Below are 17,928 nucleotides of genomic sequence, written 5' to 3' on the forward strand. Positions count from 1 at the left end.
AGTCATAAACTCAACATAAACCACCTTACAAGTCATGGTACGCTGGAGCAAATAAACCCAGTTGTATGCTTAATAATTAGCTCTTTTACCCCGCATCCTGTAAGATGCACGACCGCCAGAGTCACTGGCTCCATGAATTCTGCTGTTATAAAAGCACCGAGAGACCTATCTATGAGTTTTACCTCCCTGGGGTTGTCAGCCCCAATATTAAAAGCTGTTGCCCAAAAAGGCTATGACGTCCCCTCACCGATTCAAGCTCAAGCCATTCCAGCAGTACTCGAAGGCAAGGATGTGATGGCCGCAGCTCAAACAGGTACAGGTAAAACAGCAGGCTTTACTTTGCCACTTTTAGAGCTATTAAGCCGAGGTTCTCGCGCTCGCGCTAAACAAGTTCGCGCCTTAGTGTTAACGCCAACTCGGGAATTAGCAGCACAAGTCGCAGAAAGTGTAGACACCTATGGTAAAAATCTACCATTAAGTTCAGCAGTCATTTTCGGTGGTGTCGGCATTGGCCCACAAATAACAAAACTGAATAAAGGCGTCGATATCTTAGTGGCGACACCAGGTCGTCTACTGGACTTATTCAATCAGCGTGCCGTTAGCTTTAGCCAACTTGAAGTGCTGGTTCTTGATGAAGCAGACCGGATGTTAGATATGGGCTTTATTCACGACATCAAAAAAATTCTTAAAGTATTACCAGCCAAGCGCCAGAACCTGATGTTCTCAGCAACCTTCTCAGATGACATCCGTCAGTTAGCGAAAGGATTAGTCAACAATCCTGTTGAGATATCAGTCACACCGCGTAACGCCACAGCGAAAACCGTTGAACAATATATTTACCCTGTGGATCAAAAGCAAAAAACATCAGCACTCATACACTTAGTTAAACAAAATGAGTGGACCCAAGTACTGGTCTTTAGCCGCACTAAACATGGCGCTAACCGTATCGCTAAAAATCTTGAGGCCAGTGGCCTAACAGCCGCGGCTATCCATGGTAATAAAAGCCAAGGCGCGCGTACCAAAGCCCTGGCTAATTTCAAAAGTGGCGAAGTTCGCGTACTCGTTGCCACCGACATCGCCGCCCGTGGGATCGATATCGACCAATTGCCTAATGTAGTCAATTTTGATCTGCCAAATGTCCCTGAGGATTATGTGCATCGTATCGGCCGTACCGGCCGTGCAGGCGCCAATGGTCAAGCGGTATCTTTGGTCAGCAGCGATGAAGCTAAACTGCTTAAGGATATTGAACGGTTAATCAAGCAGAACATTCCACGCAAAGAAATTGAAGGTTTTGTACCAAGCAAAGATTTACCTGACAACGATCTCAATGATAACAAGCATGGCCAAAATCGTGGCCCACGCAATGCGAACGGCAGAGGTAACGGTCGTAATGGCAATAGCCAGAATCGTGGTAATAATGCCTCAGGTAACGATAAACGTCCACAAAGAAACACCGCAGGCAAAGTAGAGCATAAAGATGGCCAGCGTAGTGGCGAAGCTGCACGCGGTCATCAGCCGAATGACAAAAACTCAAGTCATGCTCCTTCAAACCATAGCCCTTCGAATAATAGCCCTTCCAATAATAGTCGCTCACGCAAGCCAGCAGGCCAAAATTCTGCCAGCTCAGGCGCTTCAAAGCCAGCATCCAATAACAATATTTGGGGTAAATAACTTACATTTAAGTTAATTCATAATATTCACTAACAACGATCCTAGGAAGCAAATCCTAGGATTTTTTTTCTTGAATTAAGTCATCAGAATTACGACATCATCAATAATACTTAATCCCAATAAGTATTAAGCAACAGTCTTCGCAAGCCTTATCACAAACTAAGGCTTAGAGCTGAAATCCAGCCATTAATATCAAGAGCTAACGGTGTCTGATAATTTATTGCAGTAAATCTACCGCTGCTGTTTCCACCTTAACTATATAGTTTTCACCATCTATGTGAACATAAGAAAGTCGAACATAGGTACCATCAGTAACAACCTTATCTTTATAATTCCTATTTGCAAAAAAAAGCGGCGATGTTCCATAGTTGTTTGAAGTAAAAGGTATACCTTTTACTTCAAACGATTCTACACGGCTTGCTGACTCATATACTTCATACTGCTCAATGGTACCTTCTACATTTTCATGTTTCCCGTTTAAATATCCATAGTAAACATAGCTTTCATAACCAGCTATAAGCCTACCAACATTAAACATTACAAAGAAAAAAACAACTATGTTAAAACTAAATTTAAAAAGTGACTTGGCATGTTTTTCATACAAAAATTTAATTTTTTTATAATACATAATGACTAGTAATAAATTAATGACATAAATAGATATGCTATTAAAACTAAAGCTCCCTGCCGACTCAAAATAGACTGACATACCTTTCCTAAAATCCTTCCACAAAAAATTAACGAGTAGTAACATCCATCGACTTTACCGTCACCCACACATCAAAGCCTGTATGTTCCATCTCATGTTATAGAAATATCTAGCCCAAGGCTAACAACTACCTGACATTATTATTCACTTTTAATGGATTACATGGGCTACAAATAAACAGTGGTAATTAAGCAGCTTTATTAAGCACTAAACAACCTCTTATACATACCCTTAGTTCGTTATTTACACCACCAGATGTAGTTAAAATGTTACGCGAAAGTAAATATTAAGAAGCTAATAACTTGCGAGTATTAAATGGTTACTGCTATTGTTGGCCGCGTTACTTCAGCCAGATGTTAGTTGAGGGTAAGCTTTAGGTCCTACATACGCGCTTTACTATGGATAGTAACAACTATTAATTTGTATTTTATTTTAATATATAAGGATGTATTTGTGAAAAAACTATGTTTAGGGTTAACTTTGTCGGCAGTCTCAATGGCATCATTTGCCAATGAAGGCAGCTACGGCAGCTGTAACGGCATTCTTGCCGATGGCGCATATGATGTCTATAGAAATACCCAAAATCTGGATACTCGAATCGCACTAAAAAAATGGCTATGCAGCTCAGATGAAGGTTCTGAAAATGGTAGTGGTAGTGCGTCTTTGAACGTATTCGGCTTATTTAAGGTCGGTGGTGGTGGTGGAGATGTAGACACCTGGAAGCGTCAAAATTGCAGCGGTTCTGATTATGATTATTCCGACAGTAAATCAACCCATATTCTAATGAAAACAGCGAATCCAACAATCGTTGACGCTTGGTCTGATTGTATGAAAAGCAAACCAGGTGGCAATTTAATTTGTTACGCCAAAGAAACCGATGATTCTTTGCTGATGAGACTTAAGTTAGACGGTAATTCAGGTATTGGGGCTGTCACTGTTATGGATGCCGTTGGCACCAATTTAACGGCGCTTACCACAATCCCAAATACCATTAATACGGGCACTACAGGTATTCGTTATACCAAAAACGATCAAAGCAGAGAAGCCTATTTTGATTTTAATGGCCATGCAGAGCACTTGAATGTTACTTGCAGTTACACCATACCGAAAAAACCGGCATTCGAAGGTCCACAAGAATGTGAAACTTTCCGCTTAACCGTACTCTCTGCCAGTAAAATATCTGCAAGAGATTATCAATATATGCATGATACCGACACGGTACCTTATTTTAGCCCTATTAATGGTCGCTACTCAGGCAGTTACCCTTGTTACTTGTTTACAAGTAATTAATTTTATTTGAAAGGATTTAAGATGAAATTTACACAATACAACACATTTTTAGCAGCATCAGTCCTAACCTTGTGCTCTTTTACATCATTAAATGCTGTTGCAGCTGATGCTCCCGATTTATTTAAACGTTGTGCACAGGATAGCTTAAATCCTGCACAAGCTAGAGGCCGTGATCTCTGGGCTAAGACATGTAAATATATAAGTCAACGTGATTATGACTATCTTCTATACGATGATGATGGTAAATTACGTGCCCGTCCTAAATATCCATCTTTTTTTAAACCTAATGACTTTAGTCAATGGTTTAGAGCACCAATTGTTAGTGGGAGCTCCTGTTCTGTTGGTATTTATACCCATGTTGTAAACTGTGTATCTTCCTGCTATACGCCGGATCAAAAACTCCTGTTTGCCGAGGGGGAATTCACCATTTTTGACGCTGTTAGCCAAAAAATTCAGCGCATTGTGACGTTATCAGATGCTGCAGAGTTAAATAACCTCGCTTATACCGTCAAAGATGTTGAAGCCTACAGTGAGTCGATCACGGATATTGTTCATGATATTCGGGTGTTAAATATGGCAAGTGGTGGTCAGTTAAAAGTGACCGAAAACCATCCATTACTGGTATCTACTGGCCATATGAAAACTGCCGACAACATAAGTGTTGGCGAAAGTTTGATCTATCAAGATGGTAATTACGATGTGATAACCTCTATCGATGATATCGATTTTTACGGTAAGGTATATAATGTACAACCAGATGCCTCTGATGCTAGCCTTAATGGTCAGATAGTGGTGGCTCAAGGTTACTTATCAGGCTCTATGTATTACCAAAATGAAGGTGCTGATTTAACTAACCGATTATTATTGAGAAGTAATATTCCTGATAGTCTACTGTAATTTTTAAGGTCAATAATAAAGCGTAATTTACCGTTACGCTTTATTTATTAGGGATAATAAGAAATGAATAATAAATGGATACTCCTTTTGGTGGCGGGGTTGGCAGCTTTGTTGTTGGTCATAAATAACAACACTAACCTTCTCGTTAATAATTCTGAAGCTAAACTGAAAAGTATTGTAGCAACAACGCCTGTTCGACTCACGCCTGTCATTAACAAAGAAAAGACTCCGCAGGAATTGATAACGGCCATTATTGCTCCCGCCAAAGACGATGTGATATTGGTTGAAGAAGCACTACCTGAGACAATCCCTGTAGAGGAGTGGCGCAAGCCCAGCAAAGCCTTTCAACCATTTTTTGAACTCAACAATAAAGCCCTCAACACCAAAGCAGAAAGAGAAAATTACAAATTACTCATTGATTCTGGTAAATTGTTAGCAGTTACAGAGAAAGTGTTACTTGCTAAAGTGACTGAAAATAAAATTGATTATGTCAAAGAACGAGCCAGATTAGATGCACTTTATTATCTCAGCAGTATCATCTCTGGTAAGTACAATTCATCACAATTTGATCTTGCCATTGAACTTGCCACTGAAGTCCTTAATCATCCCACAGTAAGAAATGAACAAGGCCCAGAGTTGAAAAAATCTCTCCTAGGCGACAAAATAGAAATTGGCCTAGATTTAGCAGTATTCCAACCCGAACTTTGGGACGAATATAAAAGCGCGAATTCTGGAGATGATAAACATCAACAACTGCTGGCTTATATCGATAACAAAGCTAGATTTCAACAAAAAATAATGCTTGATAGAACCGAGAAGCTTGCTAGAAAATTAAAACAAAGGCAACCAGATAAATTTAAAACTGAACATTAGAATATTGGTAGACTTAAGTAAGAAAATATAACCTCATATACAAAAAATATTACTCATGAGCTTAGTCGCTGAATGACCACTTATTCACATAATTATTTTGGTGACTTTTTTACAACTATTTATTTAAAATTTAAAAGGATTCACGATGAAATTAAAACACTATAAAACATTTTTAACAGCATCAGCCCTAACCTTGTGCTCTTTTACTGCATTAAATTCTGTCGCAGCAATACCTGATGGAATAGAAATGAACAAACGTTGTAATGAACTGGATCTTTTGACCCCATTACAAGCTAGAGGTCGGCTTAATTGGGCTAGGGCATGTGGTCATATAACCAGTAGAGACTTAGATTTTTATATGTATGATGATAATGGTTCATTGCGTAGGAGACCGAAATACCCATCTTTTTTTAACCCCGCAAACTTTAATGACTGGCTTATTGCGCCAACGGCAGTCGGCGGCTCATGTGAACTAGGCAGTAATACTAATAAAATTTATTGTATAGCACAGTAACCAATTAATATGTCAAGATGCCAGTTAATTAAAAAATGACTTTAATTAACTGCATTTTATAAACATAAAGGAACTTATATTTTGATAAATAAATTTTTACCTGCCCTTTTACTCTTAAGTATCACTGGCTGTGGCGGTGGCTCCTCAGACTCCAACTTAAACTCTGGCAGCGATACTAATAGTCCAAGTAAACCTGCGATAGAAAATAGTGATATCAATCCAGATAAACCGATGGCAAAAGCGGCCGAAGTGCAGCAATGCGATAGTATTTTGGCACAATCTATTTTAGATGAAGTCAAAGTCACTCCAAATTTTGGTAAACGTTTAGTATTGAAAAAATGGTTATGTGGGGCTGAGCCACAACAAGTATCAGCGCAATTATTGGATGAACTGAATAATGAGTTGACTTTAGGTCCTAGTTCTATGAGTTCACTTGCGACATGGCAAGAAAATACCTGTCAAGATACTGATAATAATTATACCGGTACGGCAGCCAGTTATATTTTATTCGATCAGCTGGCAAAAAATGTCGATGAGTCGGTTATCGATAGTACAACGATGGATAACTGGCAGGGCTGTTTATCTGAAAGTAGCCCCGATGGTTTAATTTGTTATGCTCAAGTATCAGATAAAGGCTATCAGCTAACTGTCAAGGTGAGTCAACTCGTGGGCCCTAGCCAGATAAAGCTATTTAACCAAACCAACTTAACCTTACTTGGCGATAAAGCATCACGTCTAACCCTAGGGGAAAATATATTTGAATACAGCAAAGAAGATGTGACTAAGGTCGCGAGCATTTCTTTACAAGCAGAATCTGATAACTTTAACATCGATTGTGATTATATTATTCCAACTCCAGCGCTATTATCTGCACCAGATCAACGCTGTGAAGATGTCAGGATCACAGCATTACAAGAAAATAAAATCAACATGCGAGATTACGATTATATGCGGATCAAAAATATGGTGCCGAAAATTAATCCAAAAACTAATGTTTATACAGGCGAACTCCGTTGTAGCCAATTAATAGAGAATTAATTAACCCATGTATGAACTACCTCAACTCTCATTATTGCGCGTTGAGGTTAACTCATTTCAAACTGGCCGATGAATGAGTTAACGCTGATATCGGGCCACTAAGGACAGAAAAAACAATGAACACAACTCTAAGCCTAAGTCATAAATTAATAGCAACCGCTATTGCCGGTACTTTTTTACTTATGCCGATAACGGCCATTACAGCCACGACTATTGATACTCATATGGATACTAATGCCAACAAGAGTATCGCCAGCAGTGCCAATAATCTTACCAAGAGTAAGCTAGCTGAAAAGATCAAACTGAGAATTGCTGAAGTCACTGGAGAAACCGTTAATGAGCTAAAAAAAATGCCCGTCAATGACATGTATGAGGTGATGACCAGCCGAGGTTTGATTTATATCAGTGGTGATGGCCGTTACCTTATTCAAGGCAACATCTACGATATTGACAATGATATGGAGAATCTGAGTGAAACCAGTATGGCCAAGATGCGAGTCACAGAACTTGAAAAACATCTGGATTCAGGCATTCTTTATGCCGCTGAACACCCAAAACACACAGTGACAGTATTTACCGACATTGACTGCGGTTATTGCCGCAAACTCCATAGCCAAATAGATGAATATAATGCAAAAGGGATCAGTATCCGTTATATGGCATACCCTCGAGCCGGTGTGAATTCAGCCACCTATAAGACCATGCAGTCTGTGTGGTGTGCTAAAGATCAGCAAAAAGCAATGACAATGGCAAAAGCCGGTGATCATATAACAGAGACTAGCTGTAACAATAAAGTGGAAGATCATTATCAACTGGGTAATGCCATTGGTGTTAACGGCACACCAGCCTTGTTCTTAGAAGATGGTTCACTGCTGGCAGGTTATGTCCCCCCCGAGGAACTTGCGAAGCAGCTAGGTATTAAGCTGTAACTGATCTGCCCAAACCTACAGATAAAATAATCCCTATTCATATTCTAATAGGGATGACTTATGTGTGGCAGTCATTCATTCCAAAATCATAGTCAGCCATTGTTAATCAATAACATATCTACATTCTAGTGAGCGTTCACGTTCTGCGACTATCGGCTCATGAGATAAAACCGAGTGCTCTTAACAAAATGAGGCTTTTTGTCGTAAAAAGTTGATTTTCAAACACGGTATATTGTCCCAAGGCTGCTCAGCAGTAAATATAAATACACCGTAGTTAGGCCACTAAATGTTCTGCAAGCTTAAAAGAGCACGTCAGATCCTTGTTAGAATTAAGGTTAAATCCAGAACAAACATCAGGATGAATGACAATAGGCAGAGCAGCTAACTATTTGTTATTTAGCACCATTTGTAACATCATAAAAGAGAACAATGGCACTAATGACTACTTTTAATAGACAATAAAATTTAAATTTTATTTAATCAATCATTAAACTTACAACATCCAAAAAATACTCATTATTTAGTTAACCGCTACGTTAAACATATAGTTAGATGATTTTAGGCTTACATAGAAATAAAAACCACTTGAATTAACTAAAACAGCTTTAAATCCTATTTAATTATCACTCACACCCTAATGCTTCGTCTAATAAATTAGTATTAAGTTGACCTTGATAACCCTGTTCACATAGTCATAATTAACATTGACAATTTAACTAGAGCACAACTAACTCGAGTAGAAATTAAAATAATTATCAGTTATTATTTTTCGTGAAATACGCGGATCAATATAAACGCACCTAAAATGACAATCTCATTTATGGGTAATGAAGTATCAATATAAATAATGGAATATACATGAAAATAAAAATAACTGCAGCACTCATTCTTGCAAGCATAGTCTCTGTCAATGCGAGTGCCGCAAATAAAGTATATGGTTCTGTCAGCGAGTTAATCACTCGCTCAGGTGATAAAGACTCTCCAGCTAAGATTTATTTCCGCTTAAAGTTAATCAATCCTGAGTCTTCGACAGTTGAAAAGTGCATGACTAATGGTGCGGATATAGATTGGAATATTGATGGTTCAAATCCAATTATTAATATTCAATACCAGATGCTAAAAGAGTCATACGAGAATAAAACATATCTTGCTGTATCAGGTCAGAATGATGTATGTGAAGGTGGTGATAAATATTATGATAACGTTTTCGAAATGAATACCTGGTCTGCAATTTAATATAAGACAAAATATAAACTGATTATCACTTCGGTATTTAATGATGAGCATGCATATTTTCATGTTCATCATCTTACCATTCAATCATTTAAAAATAATACGTTCCAACCTATGGTCGAAACGTATCCCCTAATCAATAAGTTAATCGCTAAAGATCAATTGTTAGCCGAACGCCTAAAGAGCTCTTCAACCACTGAAGAGATAGGTTGATTATACTTTGATGCGTTAACTGCTGCAGCATGCCAAGACGCTGGAACACTTTGTCCTTCAGCCCATACACCCGTCCCATTATAACGTGAGCGTACCTTAGCGCCTTTCTTAACTGACCATAAAAAATCAGGATGCATGTTACTAAACCACTCACCACCGATAATTTTACCGTCATTATTTAATTCTAAATCATAATGATAGCTCACCAGTGAACTCGCATCATTCCTTGTAGAGTCATATTCTCTATTTCTAGGATTGGTTTCAGCCATGTAACGCAGGTTCATTTTCACCCCAACAAATTGGGTTGCCAAAGGGCTACGGTAATCTTCAAATTTATCCTGTGTATACTGTTCACGAGATACTATTGCCTGAGATAAATTTGCATAGTGTCGCCCAGTTTGAGGATTAAAATAGGTGACATCATAGCTAAGAATTGGCTGATTCCAGACTTGAAAATCATAGGTTGCATCCATGACTAAACTACGCTCGTTTAAACCGATTTGGTTCAGCACCGCAATGTGCCAGCTACCCGGATTATTATCAAAGCAGTTTTGATCTAATATTCTACCATTGGCATCTTTTTTAGGATTTTGGATATTACATCGTCCACCAATCACGTTCTGAGCATACGAGCCACTAGCCCATAACAGGGTACCAAGGGCTTTAATATCTGCAGGGTAAAATGTTAAATCTTCACCCGAGGCATCTTGTACCGTTATCGTTTTTGCTGGCCGAGACATCATATAAGCTGCGGGGGCCCAACCATGACAATACCCCTCCCAACGTTGAACAGGCCAGTTCTTGTCATAATAAGCTTGACCTGCTTGCCAGTTTTTTTTAGTTAAGTTGAACTTTTCATCACCAACAAGTAAGTCATATTTTTCTGCGGGTGATAAATCTTTTCGTACATAACCAATATAATCACTCACAGGTTTAGTTACTGTTGAAAAATCAAAGTACTCTTTCCAATTTTGTGGCGATGTTTGCTGTAAATCTCTGTCTGCATAGCGAAAAGCTAAACCACCGGAATAAATTGGCCAATATGAATCAGACCAAGGTTGAACGGGTAACCTGTGTTTACGAGGAATTTGCTGATCTATTTCATATATATTACTTAAAAAGGTATTAGGGTTATCTACTACTTTTTTAGGATCATCATTCGCTGTATTGATTACTGCTCCTGGCATATCACCAATAATACGTTGACGGTATTGATCTTTTATTTCAATAAAATGACCCGTTTTTATATCCTCATCACTGAATCGTGATGATGGCTGACTATGTATTGGTAGCCTTTCCATCACCTCTCGTGGATTATTATGAAAGTCTTGCATGAAATCATATATTTTTTTTGATGTGCTTTCAGCCATAGCTTGCTGGCTTGCCACAACAACAAGTGCACTAAAAATTACTTTATTATTAATCAACTTAATTACTTCCATATCAATGCCAATTTCAATTATATATAAAGTGAAGATATAATCACTTTACCACCCCATATTAAAACAACAGCGTAATCGATTGCTCACGTTGAATTAAAATATAAAAAATACTGTAAAATTAAATTACCCCAAAACCATTTTCACATATATATCCAATATCAATAGATAAAGTGTGACAAATACAATTTAGTTCTATTTTATTAAAAATAATAAACTAGGTTAATACTAACCAATCTAAAATTAAAATCTTTATCTAATACGGCTTACCTATTGTCTAAATTATATGAGGACAACCAATGTCGCCCTCACATAATTGATAAGATTAGCATGGACCGATTACTTGTAATTCCAGTTCAAATTAACATCTAAAAAATCAGTTTTCCCATATAAACCTACATACCAGATATCTGCACCTGGGCTATCGATACTGCATTGCTTGTCATTACCGCCCTCTTGAGAACGGCAATCAAATCGTAACTTTTGAGGTTTTCTTGCTTTGCGTAAATACAAATCAACATCGCCAGCCCCACCAGACACTGACACATTCAAATCAGTAGTCCCTTCAGGTACTGTGATTTGATAATAGCTCCAGCTGCGTACCGCACCTGAGAGATCCGTTTCACTGCCACTAACCCCACCACTGCCATAAGAGGCCTTTAAGGTTAAATTAGTGTAATCTTTGTAGCCTCGAGCCATAACGAAATAATCACCAGCGGGCTCTTCATCAAATAAACACGTCTCGTTACTGCCTATAGTGTAAGGTCTACAGTCATAATTAGATGTTGTCGGTGTAGCCCCTTTTTTAACATACAAATCAGCATCACCATTACTGCCCCAAATTGCTACCTTTGCTTCTTCTGATCCTGCAGGTACAACAAATTTGTAATGTTTTTCGCTACCTCTATTGCCCGCAAGTCCGGTAACTGGCACTCCATTTTCGAGAACGGGTACACTCGGAGGCGTTGGATCATCAACTTGAAAACCCAGTTCAATAGCGTAACTCATGGCAAGTTTAGCAAAATTCAACGCATGTTCCATGGTCACATCAAGTTTATCTAAAGTATCTCTACTGCTATGGATATCAGGGTTGTAGTCATTAAATTTAGCTTCAAAAGGCATAGATGCTGGATAGCCTTGGGCATGCCAAGAAGCATGATCTGAGCAACCATAACCACAACGATCATAGGTATAATTAATATCGCTTTGGTAGGTATCCATGAGTAATGCAAGAAAGCTGTTTAGATTACTGTCAGTGTAATCATTCATCAACACGATATCTTCTTCACCGCCAATGAAACCTGTCATATCCAACTGCATCACAGCGATAATATTATCGTTATTATTTCTAGCAACCGATGCAATTTCAGCACTGCCTAGTAAACCCACTTCTTCTGCGGCATAAGCCATAAATTTAATGGTTCTATCTGGTTGTTGACCTGTTTCTAAAAAGACCCTAATCACTTCAGTTATCGTCCCAATACCCGATGCGTTATCATCGGCTCCCGGTGCGCGCTTATTTTCATCAGTGTAACCATTAATAGAATCTAAATGACCACCAATGATGACAATTTCATCGGGCTTTGTGCTACCAGTGAGTGTTAGGATAACGGAATCCTGACGCCAATCATTGTGCTCTCGAGCCGAAGCCGAAGCCCAGCTAATCCCCTCTGCCATGCCCGCCCATTGATCTTTAACCCAATTAGCAGCATTTTCTCCATGACTGGTTCGATAGTAACGATTCGTAAACTCAGACATTGAAGAAATCGTGTTTGTTATTTTATTTGCTGACAATAGCGGCAATGCTCGATTAACCTTTTCCCCTTGATTCAACTGTGTAGGTATACTGAAGTGAGTCAGGTTCAGGGGCTGTTTACTGGCCTCAACGGCCTCTTTGATACTGTTGTGAACTGTAAATCCACCACAGCGTTTATGCTCCTCATGCATAAGCTCACTCAATTCAAGAATGTGATCTTCATTGATTTGAGTAACCAGTTTTCCGTTGCTGGGTGTAATACTAGATAATTGATTTTTACTAAACTGTAGGGTTTTAAGAGTTTGAGTCGCATCGCCATCCACTAAGATCCAGACATCCTTTGCTTGCGTTGCTAATGGCGATAATGCCACTAATAAAGTGGGTAGTAAGTTATAGATTTTCATACTTTACTCCAAATAAGTAGGGGGCTAAAACTATCACAGTGTTCGCTCGAAGCTGTTTCGAACTCAACATTGAAAATAATAATTTAATATCCTAATTATTCTATCTAAGGAGATAATTTTGTATATGAGAAGAACTCACTATTTTAAAGCATATATTTATTAAAAATATAGTATTAATAACTTCAATTAATACTTTAGTGTTATAGAAATATAATTTCAGCCTGTCCTTATTGAAATGCAAACACGCCGAAACTTTATCCTAAGACAATCCATTGTCTAGTAACTATAGGCTTATCACACCCACTATGACTAACGACTAATTGAAGATAAAATGAATAGTTCATAGCAAAAAATAATAAAGTAGATCTTACATTACTTTTTCATCACCACTGATATTATCCTCAAACTTTTGTCTGTTTCGATTCACAAATGCCACCAGTGAAACCATGACAGGGACCTCAACTAATACACCAACAACTGTCGCTAACGCCGCTCCAGAGTGTAAACCAAACAATGAGATTGCTACTGCAACAGCAAGTTCAAAAAAATTTGAAGTGGCGATCATACATGCTGGCGCGGCGATCTTATGTTTCAACTTCAATTTTCTCGCTGCATAATAAGCAATAAAGAAAATACCGTAAGTCTGAATTAATAAAGGGATCGCTATCAATAAAATATGCTGTGGTTCATCTATAATGGTTTGCGCCTGAAGCCCAAATAATAATACAACCGTCGCCAATAAGCCTATCATAGACCAAGGTTTAAGCATCGCCACAAATGATATTAACGCGGCCTTCTCGACAGTTTTATCTCTCGCCTCTAACTTCCGACGCGTCAATACTCCTGCAGCCAAAGGCAAGACTACATAGAGAAAGACAGAGGAAAGCAATGTCTCCCATGGTACCTGAATATCACTCACGCCGAGTAAAAGAGCACAAATAGGTGCAAAGGCAATCACCATAATGAGATCATTGACCGACACTTGCACCAAGGTATAGTTAGGATCGCCTTGAGTCAGTTGACTCCACACAAATACCATCGCAGTACATGGCGCAACCCCGAGTAAAATCATGCCTGCTATATATTCTGTTGCCGTCTGAGGATCGACCCAATGAATAAACAGTACCTTGAAAAAAAACCACGCTAATAATGCCATCGTAAAGGGTTTAATCAACCAGTTAATCGCCAATGTCAACCATAAACCTCTAGGGCTTTTTCTCACATCTTTTACCGCAGTAAAATCTATCTGCACCATCATAGGATAAATCATTATCCAGATGAGCATAGCTATGACTAAATTCACATGAGCATATTCAATTGAGGCCACCAATATAAATAGATTTGGAACAAGGCTACCTAAAACCAGCCCAGTCACAATACTCAACCCAATCCAAACACTCAGATAACGCTCAAAAAGTCCCATCGTTTACCCCCTCATCTTTACAACTTAACACTATCAATATGTAGGAATGGCATCCGCTAATCGCAGCAAATTTTCACTCGATTAGGCCTATCCCCCATCAACTTAAGACGTGCAAGATTAAGTGCAATCAAATCTCCATTGGCCAAGTAAGTTGCATTAATCACTTGATGCATCCAAGTCGGTAGATTCGGATTAACCCGATAGAACACCCACTGCCCTTGACGTTTATCATGCAATAATCCCACTTTACGTAATAGGGCTAAATGCCTCGATACCTTGGGCTGGCTCTCTTCTAGCGCTTGCATTAATTCACAAACACACAGCTCTTGCTCCGCGTGAATAAGTAGCAAGCTACGTAAGCGAGTCTCATCACTGAGCGTTTTAAACAAATCCAAAGCTGTCATGATTAACCTTATCAATATACAAACCTAAACATATGAATAATCATATATATGAATATTCGTATATTAAAGTTTAATTTCATCACATTTAAGTTTCTGTTAAATTAGTACCCTAAATTGGCTAAGCATCATAAGATGTTAATATATAAGAAAAGTTGTCAATCATCTCTAGATAATCAGAGACATAGATCAAAAAAAGCCCAAAAGGGCTTTTATGTTTAACTGATTTTAGTATCAAACCCGTAACCTAGAAATGTTCGTGTTTAACTCCCTGCGATCTTCATATCACTCAATAAAATCCCGCCAGTACGAACCGATGAACGTAAATCGCGATCGCTACTGACTGCAACAATATTTTGGAACATATCTTTAAGATTACCAGCAATGGTAAATTCTTCTACTGGATAAAGCACTATGCCGTTTTCAACATAAAAACCAGAAGCACCACGGGAATAATCCCCCGTTACGCCATTAACACCTTGCCCCATCACCTCCGTGACGATCACGCCGGTGCCCATTTGCTTCACCAATTCATCGAATGTTTGCCCGGTATGGGACAAGGTCCAATTGTATATACCACCTGCATGGCCAGTATTCTTAAGACCAAGCTTACGTGCAGAGTAACTGGTAAGCAGATAAGTCGATAGGATGCCATCTTTAACAATACTACGATCTTGTGTTGCTACCCCTTCGCTATCGTATATGGCACTGGCAAGCGCGCCCTTAAGATGAGGTTGTTCCTCAATTGAAAACCAATCTGGGAATATTTGAGTATCGATAGAGTCAAGTAAAAAACTAGATTTACGATATAAACTTCCACCACTAATCGCCCCAATTAAGTGACCGATTAAGCCCGTGGCTATCTCAGGAGCCAATAAAATAGGCAGCTCAGTGGTGGCTATTTTACGGCTACCTAAACGGCCTAATGTTTTCTCTGACGCCTTTTTTCCGACGGCTTCGGCTGACACTAGCTCGTTAAAATTACGCGAAATAGTATAATCATAGTCTCGCTGCATATTGCCATCACTTTCACCAATAACAACACAACTTAAGCTGAAACGTGAAGTGGAAAAACCATCAAGAAAACCATGACTATTACCATAAACTTTCACACCTGTATGGGCGTTGGCACTGGCTCCATCAGAATTAGTAATGCGACTATCCACATCTAATGCAGCTTCTTCTGAACGAGCCGCTAATTCTGTTAATTGTTTAGCCGAAATATCTTGCGGATGATACAAATCAAGATCAGGAAAGTTATTCGCCATTAATTCAGCTTCAGCTAAGCCATTATACGGGTCGCTAGAGGTGAATTTGGCAATATCATCGGCTGCTTTAACCGCTAATTTAATGGCCTCTGGACTTAAATCTGACGTAGATGAACTCCCTTTGCAACCATCACGAAATAACGTAATACCTAACGCGCCATCTTTATTAAACTCAACGGTTTCAACTTCCTTAAGTCGGGTTGAAACAGATAATCCTTGTTGCTTACTGATCGCCACCTCAGCCGCTGTACTGCCGAGTTTATTTGCATACTCTAAGGCCATAGATACGGCGTTTTTTAATGAATCTAATTCAAGGTCAATACTAGGTATAGTCACAAATATGCTCTTTTATTATCAGGAATTGAGTAAGCATAACAAACCCAATTAGCAATCACATTAAATAATGCCTGTCAGTATAACAAAGTGATCTGTTCAACACTGTCAGTGTACATTTAGCAACCAAAAAATAGCAGCTGTAATTGCTTATGATGTACAAATTAATGTGCATTTTATTGTTATCATAAATGGTTAATCATAACGAGACACGCATAGGATTTGAGCAAGATCCTAAGCCCCAATCGATAACACTAGCGTGTTCAACTGGATCATAAATGGTTTTCCCCACAACATGATTAAGAATGCGTGCGGCGCGCCATGCGGCTAAACTTAGCTGCGGCTCGGCAATACCATGTGAAGCGATACCTGCATTAACCATATAAATTCGATTGTGAGCATCACCTTGCCATTTAACAGAAAAATCCGGCGATAATGTTGGTCTACCTTGCTCATCCCATTCAATCTGCTCATGTAGCGATTGTAAACAATGCGGAGTAACACGTTTAAAACCTGTACACATAACCACAACATCCGCAATGACTTCACTCTTTTCATCAGTCAGACCATGGGTAAGCGTTAGATGATAACCTTGCTCATCTTGGCGCATTGCAATCAAAGAACGATTTGGTTGAATACTCCACCAAGAGGGTTTTCTCAATACATATTTATCATGATACAAACGCTGATAAATACCCTTTAGACACTCACTGGTGATACCGTCGCTTGTGAGTTTTTGTCGCTCCACTTCATGAGATTTAACCTCTTGATCTAATTGATAGAAACTATTCACATAATCAGGCATGAAATATTGATCGGTAAAACATCCTTCATCGAGCATTTCAATGTTGGCTCGCCTTGATACCCAATGTAGTGCTCTGACGGAGCCAAATTGACGATCAAAACTATGCTGAAAAACATCTGCTCCGGTTTGCCCACCACCAATTATGGCCACTCGCTTGCCCGTAAAGTTAGGATCACGCAGTGCAAGTTCACTGGCATGGAAACAAGTATCGCCTACAAATGACGTCGCACACTCAGGCAGCGTAGGTACTGCACCTGTGCCCATGACTAAATGATGAGCAAAATAACTCTGTTCATCCACTGAAACCTTAAACACACCGCCTGTATATTCAATCCCTGTCACCTCCTTACTAAACTGCACATTAGGTAATTGATTTGCGACCCAACTTAAGTAATCAGAAAATTCCAAACGTCCTATCGTCGTCTGACCTGATGCCATAAAAGGATAAAACTTTCGATTCGCCACCAGATAATTTAAAAAACTATAACAACTGGTTGGCTCAACCGCTGTCACCAAATCTTTCAAAAATGACGTCTGCATTTTAGCGTCATTCAGCAACAGACCTGGATGCCAAGCAAAGTGAGACTTTTTATCAAGAAACAGGGTAGAACATTCGGCTTTACCTGCTGATAATGCCGCAATACTCAAGTTGAATGGCCCGATACCAACTCCAATCATGTCATAGATTTTTGTTTGCTGCTGATTACCATTATTCATGGTCATAATTAATCC

General features: G+C 39.0%; 15 protein-coding genes. 8 read left to right on the forward strand and 7 right to left on the reverse strand.

Annotated elements, in window-relative coordinates:
• Window positions 1-171: 171 nt before the first annotated feature.
• Window positions 172-1,671, forward strand: coding sequence for a DEAD/DEAH box helicase (locus tag HQQ94_RS19230; protein ID WP_254304104.1), 1,500 nt, complete (start codon window positions 172-174; stop codon window positions 1,669-1,671).
• 217 nt (window positions 1,672-1,888) lie between these two features.
• On the opposite strand, the gene HQQ94_RS19235 is transcribed toward HQQ94_RS19230, so the two are convergent.
• Window positions 1,889-2,380, reverse strand: coding sequence for a hypothetical protein (locus HQQ94_RS19235; RefSeq protein WP_173295940.1), 492 nt, complete (start codon window positions 2,378-2,380; stop codon window positions 1,889-1,891).
• 453 nt (window positions 2,381-2,833) lie between these two features.
• On the opposite strand from HQQ94_RS19235, the gene HQQ94_RS19240 reads away from it, so the two are divergent.
• The 7 genes from HQQ94_RS19240 to HQQ94_RS19270 all read left to right on the forward strand — a co-directional run bounded on the left by HQQ94_RS19240 (window position 2,834) and on the right by HQQ94_RS19270 (window position 9,157).
• A complete protein-coding gene (locus tag HQQ94_RS19240) occupies window positions 2,834-3,670 on the forward strand; it encodes a hypothetical protein (RefSeq protein WP_173295941.1) in 837 nt (278 codons plus the stop codon).
• Between the two features lie 21 nt (window positions 3,671-3,691).
• Entirely contained in the window at window positions 3,692-4,567 is an 876-nt protein-coding gene (locus HQQ94_RS19245; protein WP_173295942.1) for a Hint domain-containing protein, read from the forward strand.
• Window positions 4,568-4,630: 63 nt separating this feature from the next.
• The gene (locus tag HQQ94_RS19250; RefSeq protein ID WP_173295943.1) at window positions 4,631-5,440 is read left to right on the forward strand and encodes a hypothetical protein; all 810 of its coding nucleotides are present in this window, start codon (window positions 4,631-4,633) and stop codon (window positions 5,438-5,440) included.
• 145 nt (window positions 5,441-5,585) lie between these two features.
• Window positions 5,586-5,954, forward strand: coding sequence for a hypothetical protein (locus HQQ94_RS19255; protein WP_173295944.1), 369 nt, complete (start codon window positions 5,586-5,588; stop codon window positions 5,952-5,954).
• Between the two features lie 81 nt (window positions 5,955-6,035).
• Window positions 6,036-6,992: a hypothetical protein gene (locus HQQ94_RS19260; protein WP_173295945.1), complete on the forward strand. Its 957-nt coding sequence runs from the start codon at window positions 6,036-6,038 to the stop codon at window positions 6,990-6,992.
• 116 nt (window positions 6,993-7,108) lie between these two features.
• Window positions 7,109-7,921, forward strand: a complete 813-nt coding sequence (dsbC, locus tag HQQ94_RS19265) for a bifunctional protein-disulfide isomerase/oxidoreductase DsbC (RefSeq protein ID WP_173295946.1) — start codon at window positions 7,109-7,111, stop codon at window positions 7,919-7,921.
• Window positions 7,922-8,779: 858 nt separating this feature from the next.
• Window positions 8,780-9,157 (forward strand): hypothetical protein, encoded by a 378-nt coding sequence (locus HQQ94_RS19270; protein ID WP_173295947.1) that lies wholly within the window; start codon window positions 8,780-8,782, stop codon window positions 9,155-9,157.
• 155 nt (window positions 9,158-9,312) lie between these two features.
• On the opposite strand, the gene HQQ94_RS19275 is transcribed toward HQQ94_RS19270, so the two are convergent.
• From HQQ94_RS19275 to HQQ94_RS19300, 6 genes are all read right to left on the reverse strand, one after another.
• Entirely contained in the window at window positions 9,313-10,809 is a 1,497-nt protein-coding gene (locus HQQ94_RS19275) for a peptidase (RefSeq protein ID WP_173295948.1), read from the reverse strand.
• A gap of 336 nt (window positions 10,810-11,145) precedes the next feature.
• Window positions 11,146-12,966: a M20/M25/M40 family metallo-hydrolase gene (locus HQQ94_RS19280; RefSeq protein ID WP_173295949.1), complete on the reverse strand. Its 1,821-nt coding sequence runs from the start codon at window positions 12,964-12,966 to the stop codon at window positions 11,146-11,148.
• Window positions 12,967-13,333: 367 nt separating this feature from the next.
• The gene (gene arsB, locus HQQ94_RS19285; protein ID WP_173295950.1) at window positions 13,334-14,389 is read right to left on the reverse strand and encodes an ACR3 family arsenite efflux transporter; all 1,056 of its coding nucleotides are present in this window, start codon (window positions 14,387-14,389) and stop codon (window positions 13,334-13,336) included.
• Window positions 14,390-14,445: 56 nt separating this feature from the next.
• Window positions 14,446-14,793 (reverse strand): metalloregulator ArsR/SmtB family transcription factor, encoded by a 348-nt coding sequence (locus tag HQQ94_RS19290; protein ID WP_173295951.1) that lies wholly within the window; start codon window positions 14,791-14,793, stop codon window positions 14,446-14,448.
• A gap of 260 nt (window positions 14,794-15,053) precedes the next feature.
• Window positions 15,054-16,394 carry a metalloprotease PmbA gene (gene pmbA / locus HQQ94_RS19295; RefSeq protein ID WP_173295952.1) on the reverse strand — a complete coding sequence of 447 codons (1,341 nt, stop codon included), beginning with the start codon at window positions 16,392-16,394 and terminating at the stop codon, window positions 15,054-15,056.
• Window positions 16,395-16,590: 196 nt separating this feature from the next.
• A complete protein-coding gene (locus HQQ94_RS19300; protein WP_254304105.1) occupies window positions 16,591-17,919 on the reverse strand; it encodes a lysine N(6)-hydroxylase/L-ornithine N(5)-oxygenase family protein in 1,329 nt (442 codons plus the stop codon).
• Between the last annotated feature and the right edge of the window lie 9 nt (window positions 17,920-17,928).

Source organism: Shewanella sp. VB17 (assembly GCF_013248905.1).
Classification (GTDB): domain Bacteria; phylum Pseudomonadota; class Gammaproteobacteria; order Enterobacterales; family Shewanellaceae; genus Shewanella.

Bases quoted from the DNA above. Each gene is read 5' to 3' on its own strand.
- dsbC (WP_173295946.1), top strand. From the start codon at position 7,109: ATGAACACAACTCTAAGCCTAAGTCATAAATTAATAGCAACCGCTATT.
- HQQ94_RS19290 (WP_173295951.1), bottom strand. From the start codon at position 14,793: ATGACAGCTTTGGATTTGTTTAAAACGCTCAGTGATGAGACTCGCTTA.
- arsB (WP_173295950.1), bottom strand. From the start codon at position 14,389: ATGGGACTTTTTGAGCGTTATCTGAGTGTTTGGATTGGGTTGAGTATT.
- HQQ94_RS19280 (WP_173295949.1), bottom strand. From the start codon at position 12,966: ATGAAAATCTATAACTTACTACCCACTTTATTAGTGGCATTATCGCCA.
- HQQ94_RS19270 (WP_173295947.1), top strand. From the start codon at position 8,780: ATGAAAATAAAAATAACTGCAGCACTCATTCTTGCAAGCATAGTCTCT.
- HQQ94_RS19245 (WP_173295942.1), top strand. From the start codon at position 3,692: ATGAAATTTACACAATACAACACATTTTTAGCAGCATCAGTCCTAACC.
- HQQ94_RS19250 (WP_173295943.1), top strand. From the start codon at position 4,631: ATGAATAATAAATGGATACTCCTTTTGGTGGCGGGGTTGGCAGCTTTG.
- HQQ94_RS19300 (WP_254304105.1), bottom strand. From the start codon at position 17,919: ATGACCATGAATAATGGTAATCAGCAGCAAACAAAAATCTATGACATG.
- HQQ94_RS19275 (WP_173295948.1), bottom strand. From the start codon at position 10,809: ATGGAAGTAATTAAGTTGATTAATAATAAAGTAATTTTTAGTGCACTT.
- HQQ94_RS19235 (WP_173295940.1), bottom strand. From the start codon at position 2,380: ATGTCAGTCTATTTTGAGTCGGCAGGGAGCTTTAGTTTTAATAGCATA.
- HQQ94_RS19230 (WP_254304104.1), top strand. From the start codon at position 172: ATGAGTTTTACCTCCCTGGGGTTGTCAGCCCCAATATTAAAAGCTGTT.
- HQQ94_RS19255 (WP_173295944.1), top strand. From the start codon at position 5,586: ATGAAATTAAAACACTATAAAACATTTTTAACAGCATCAGCCCTAACC.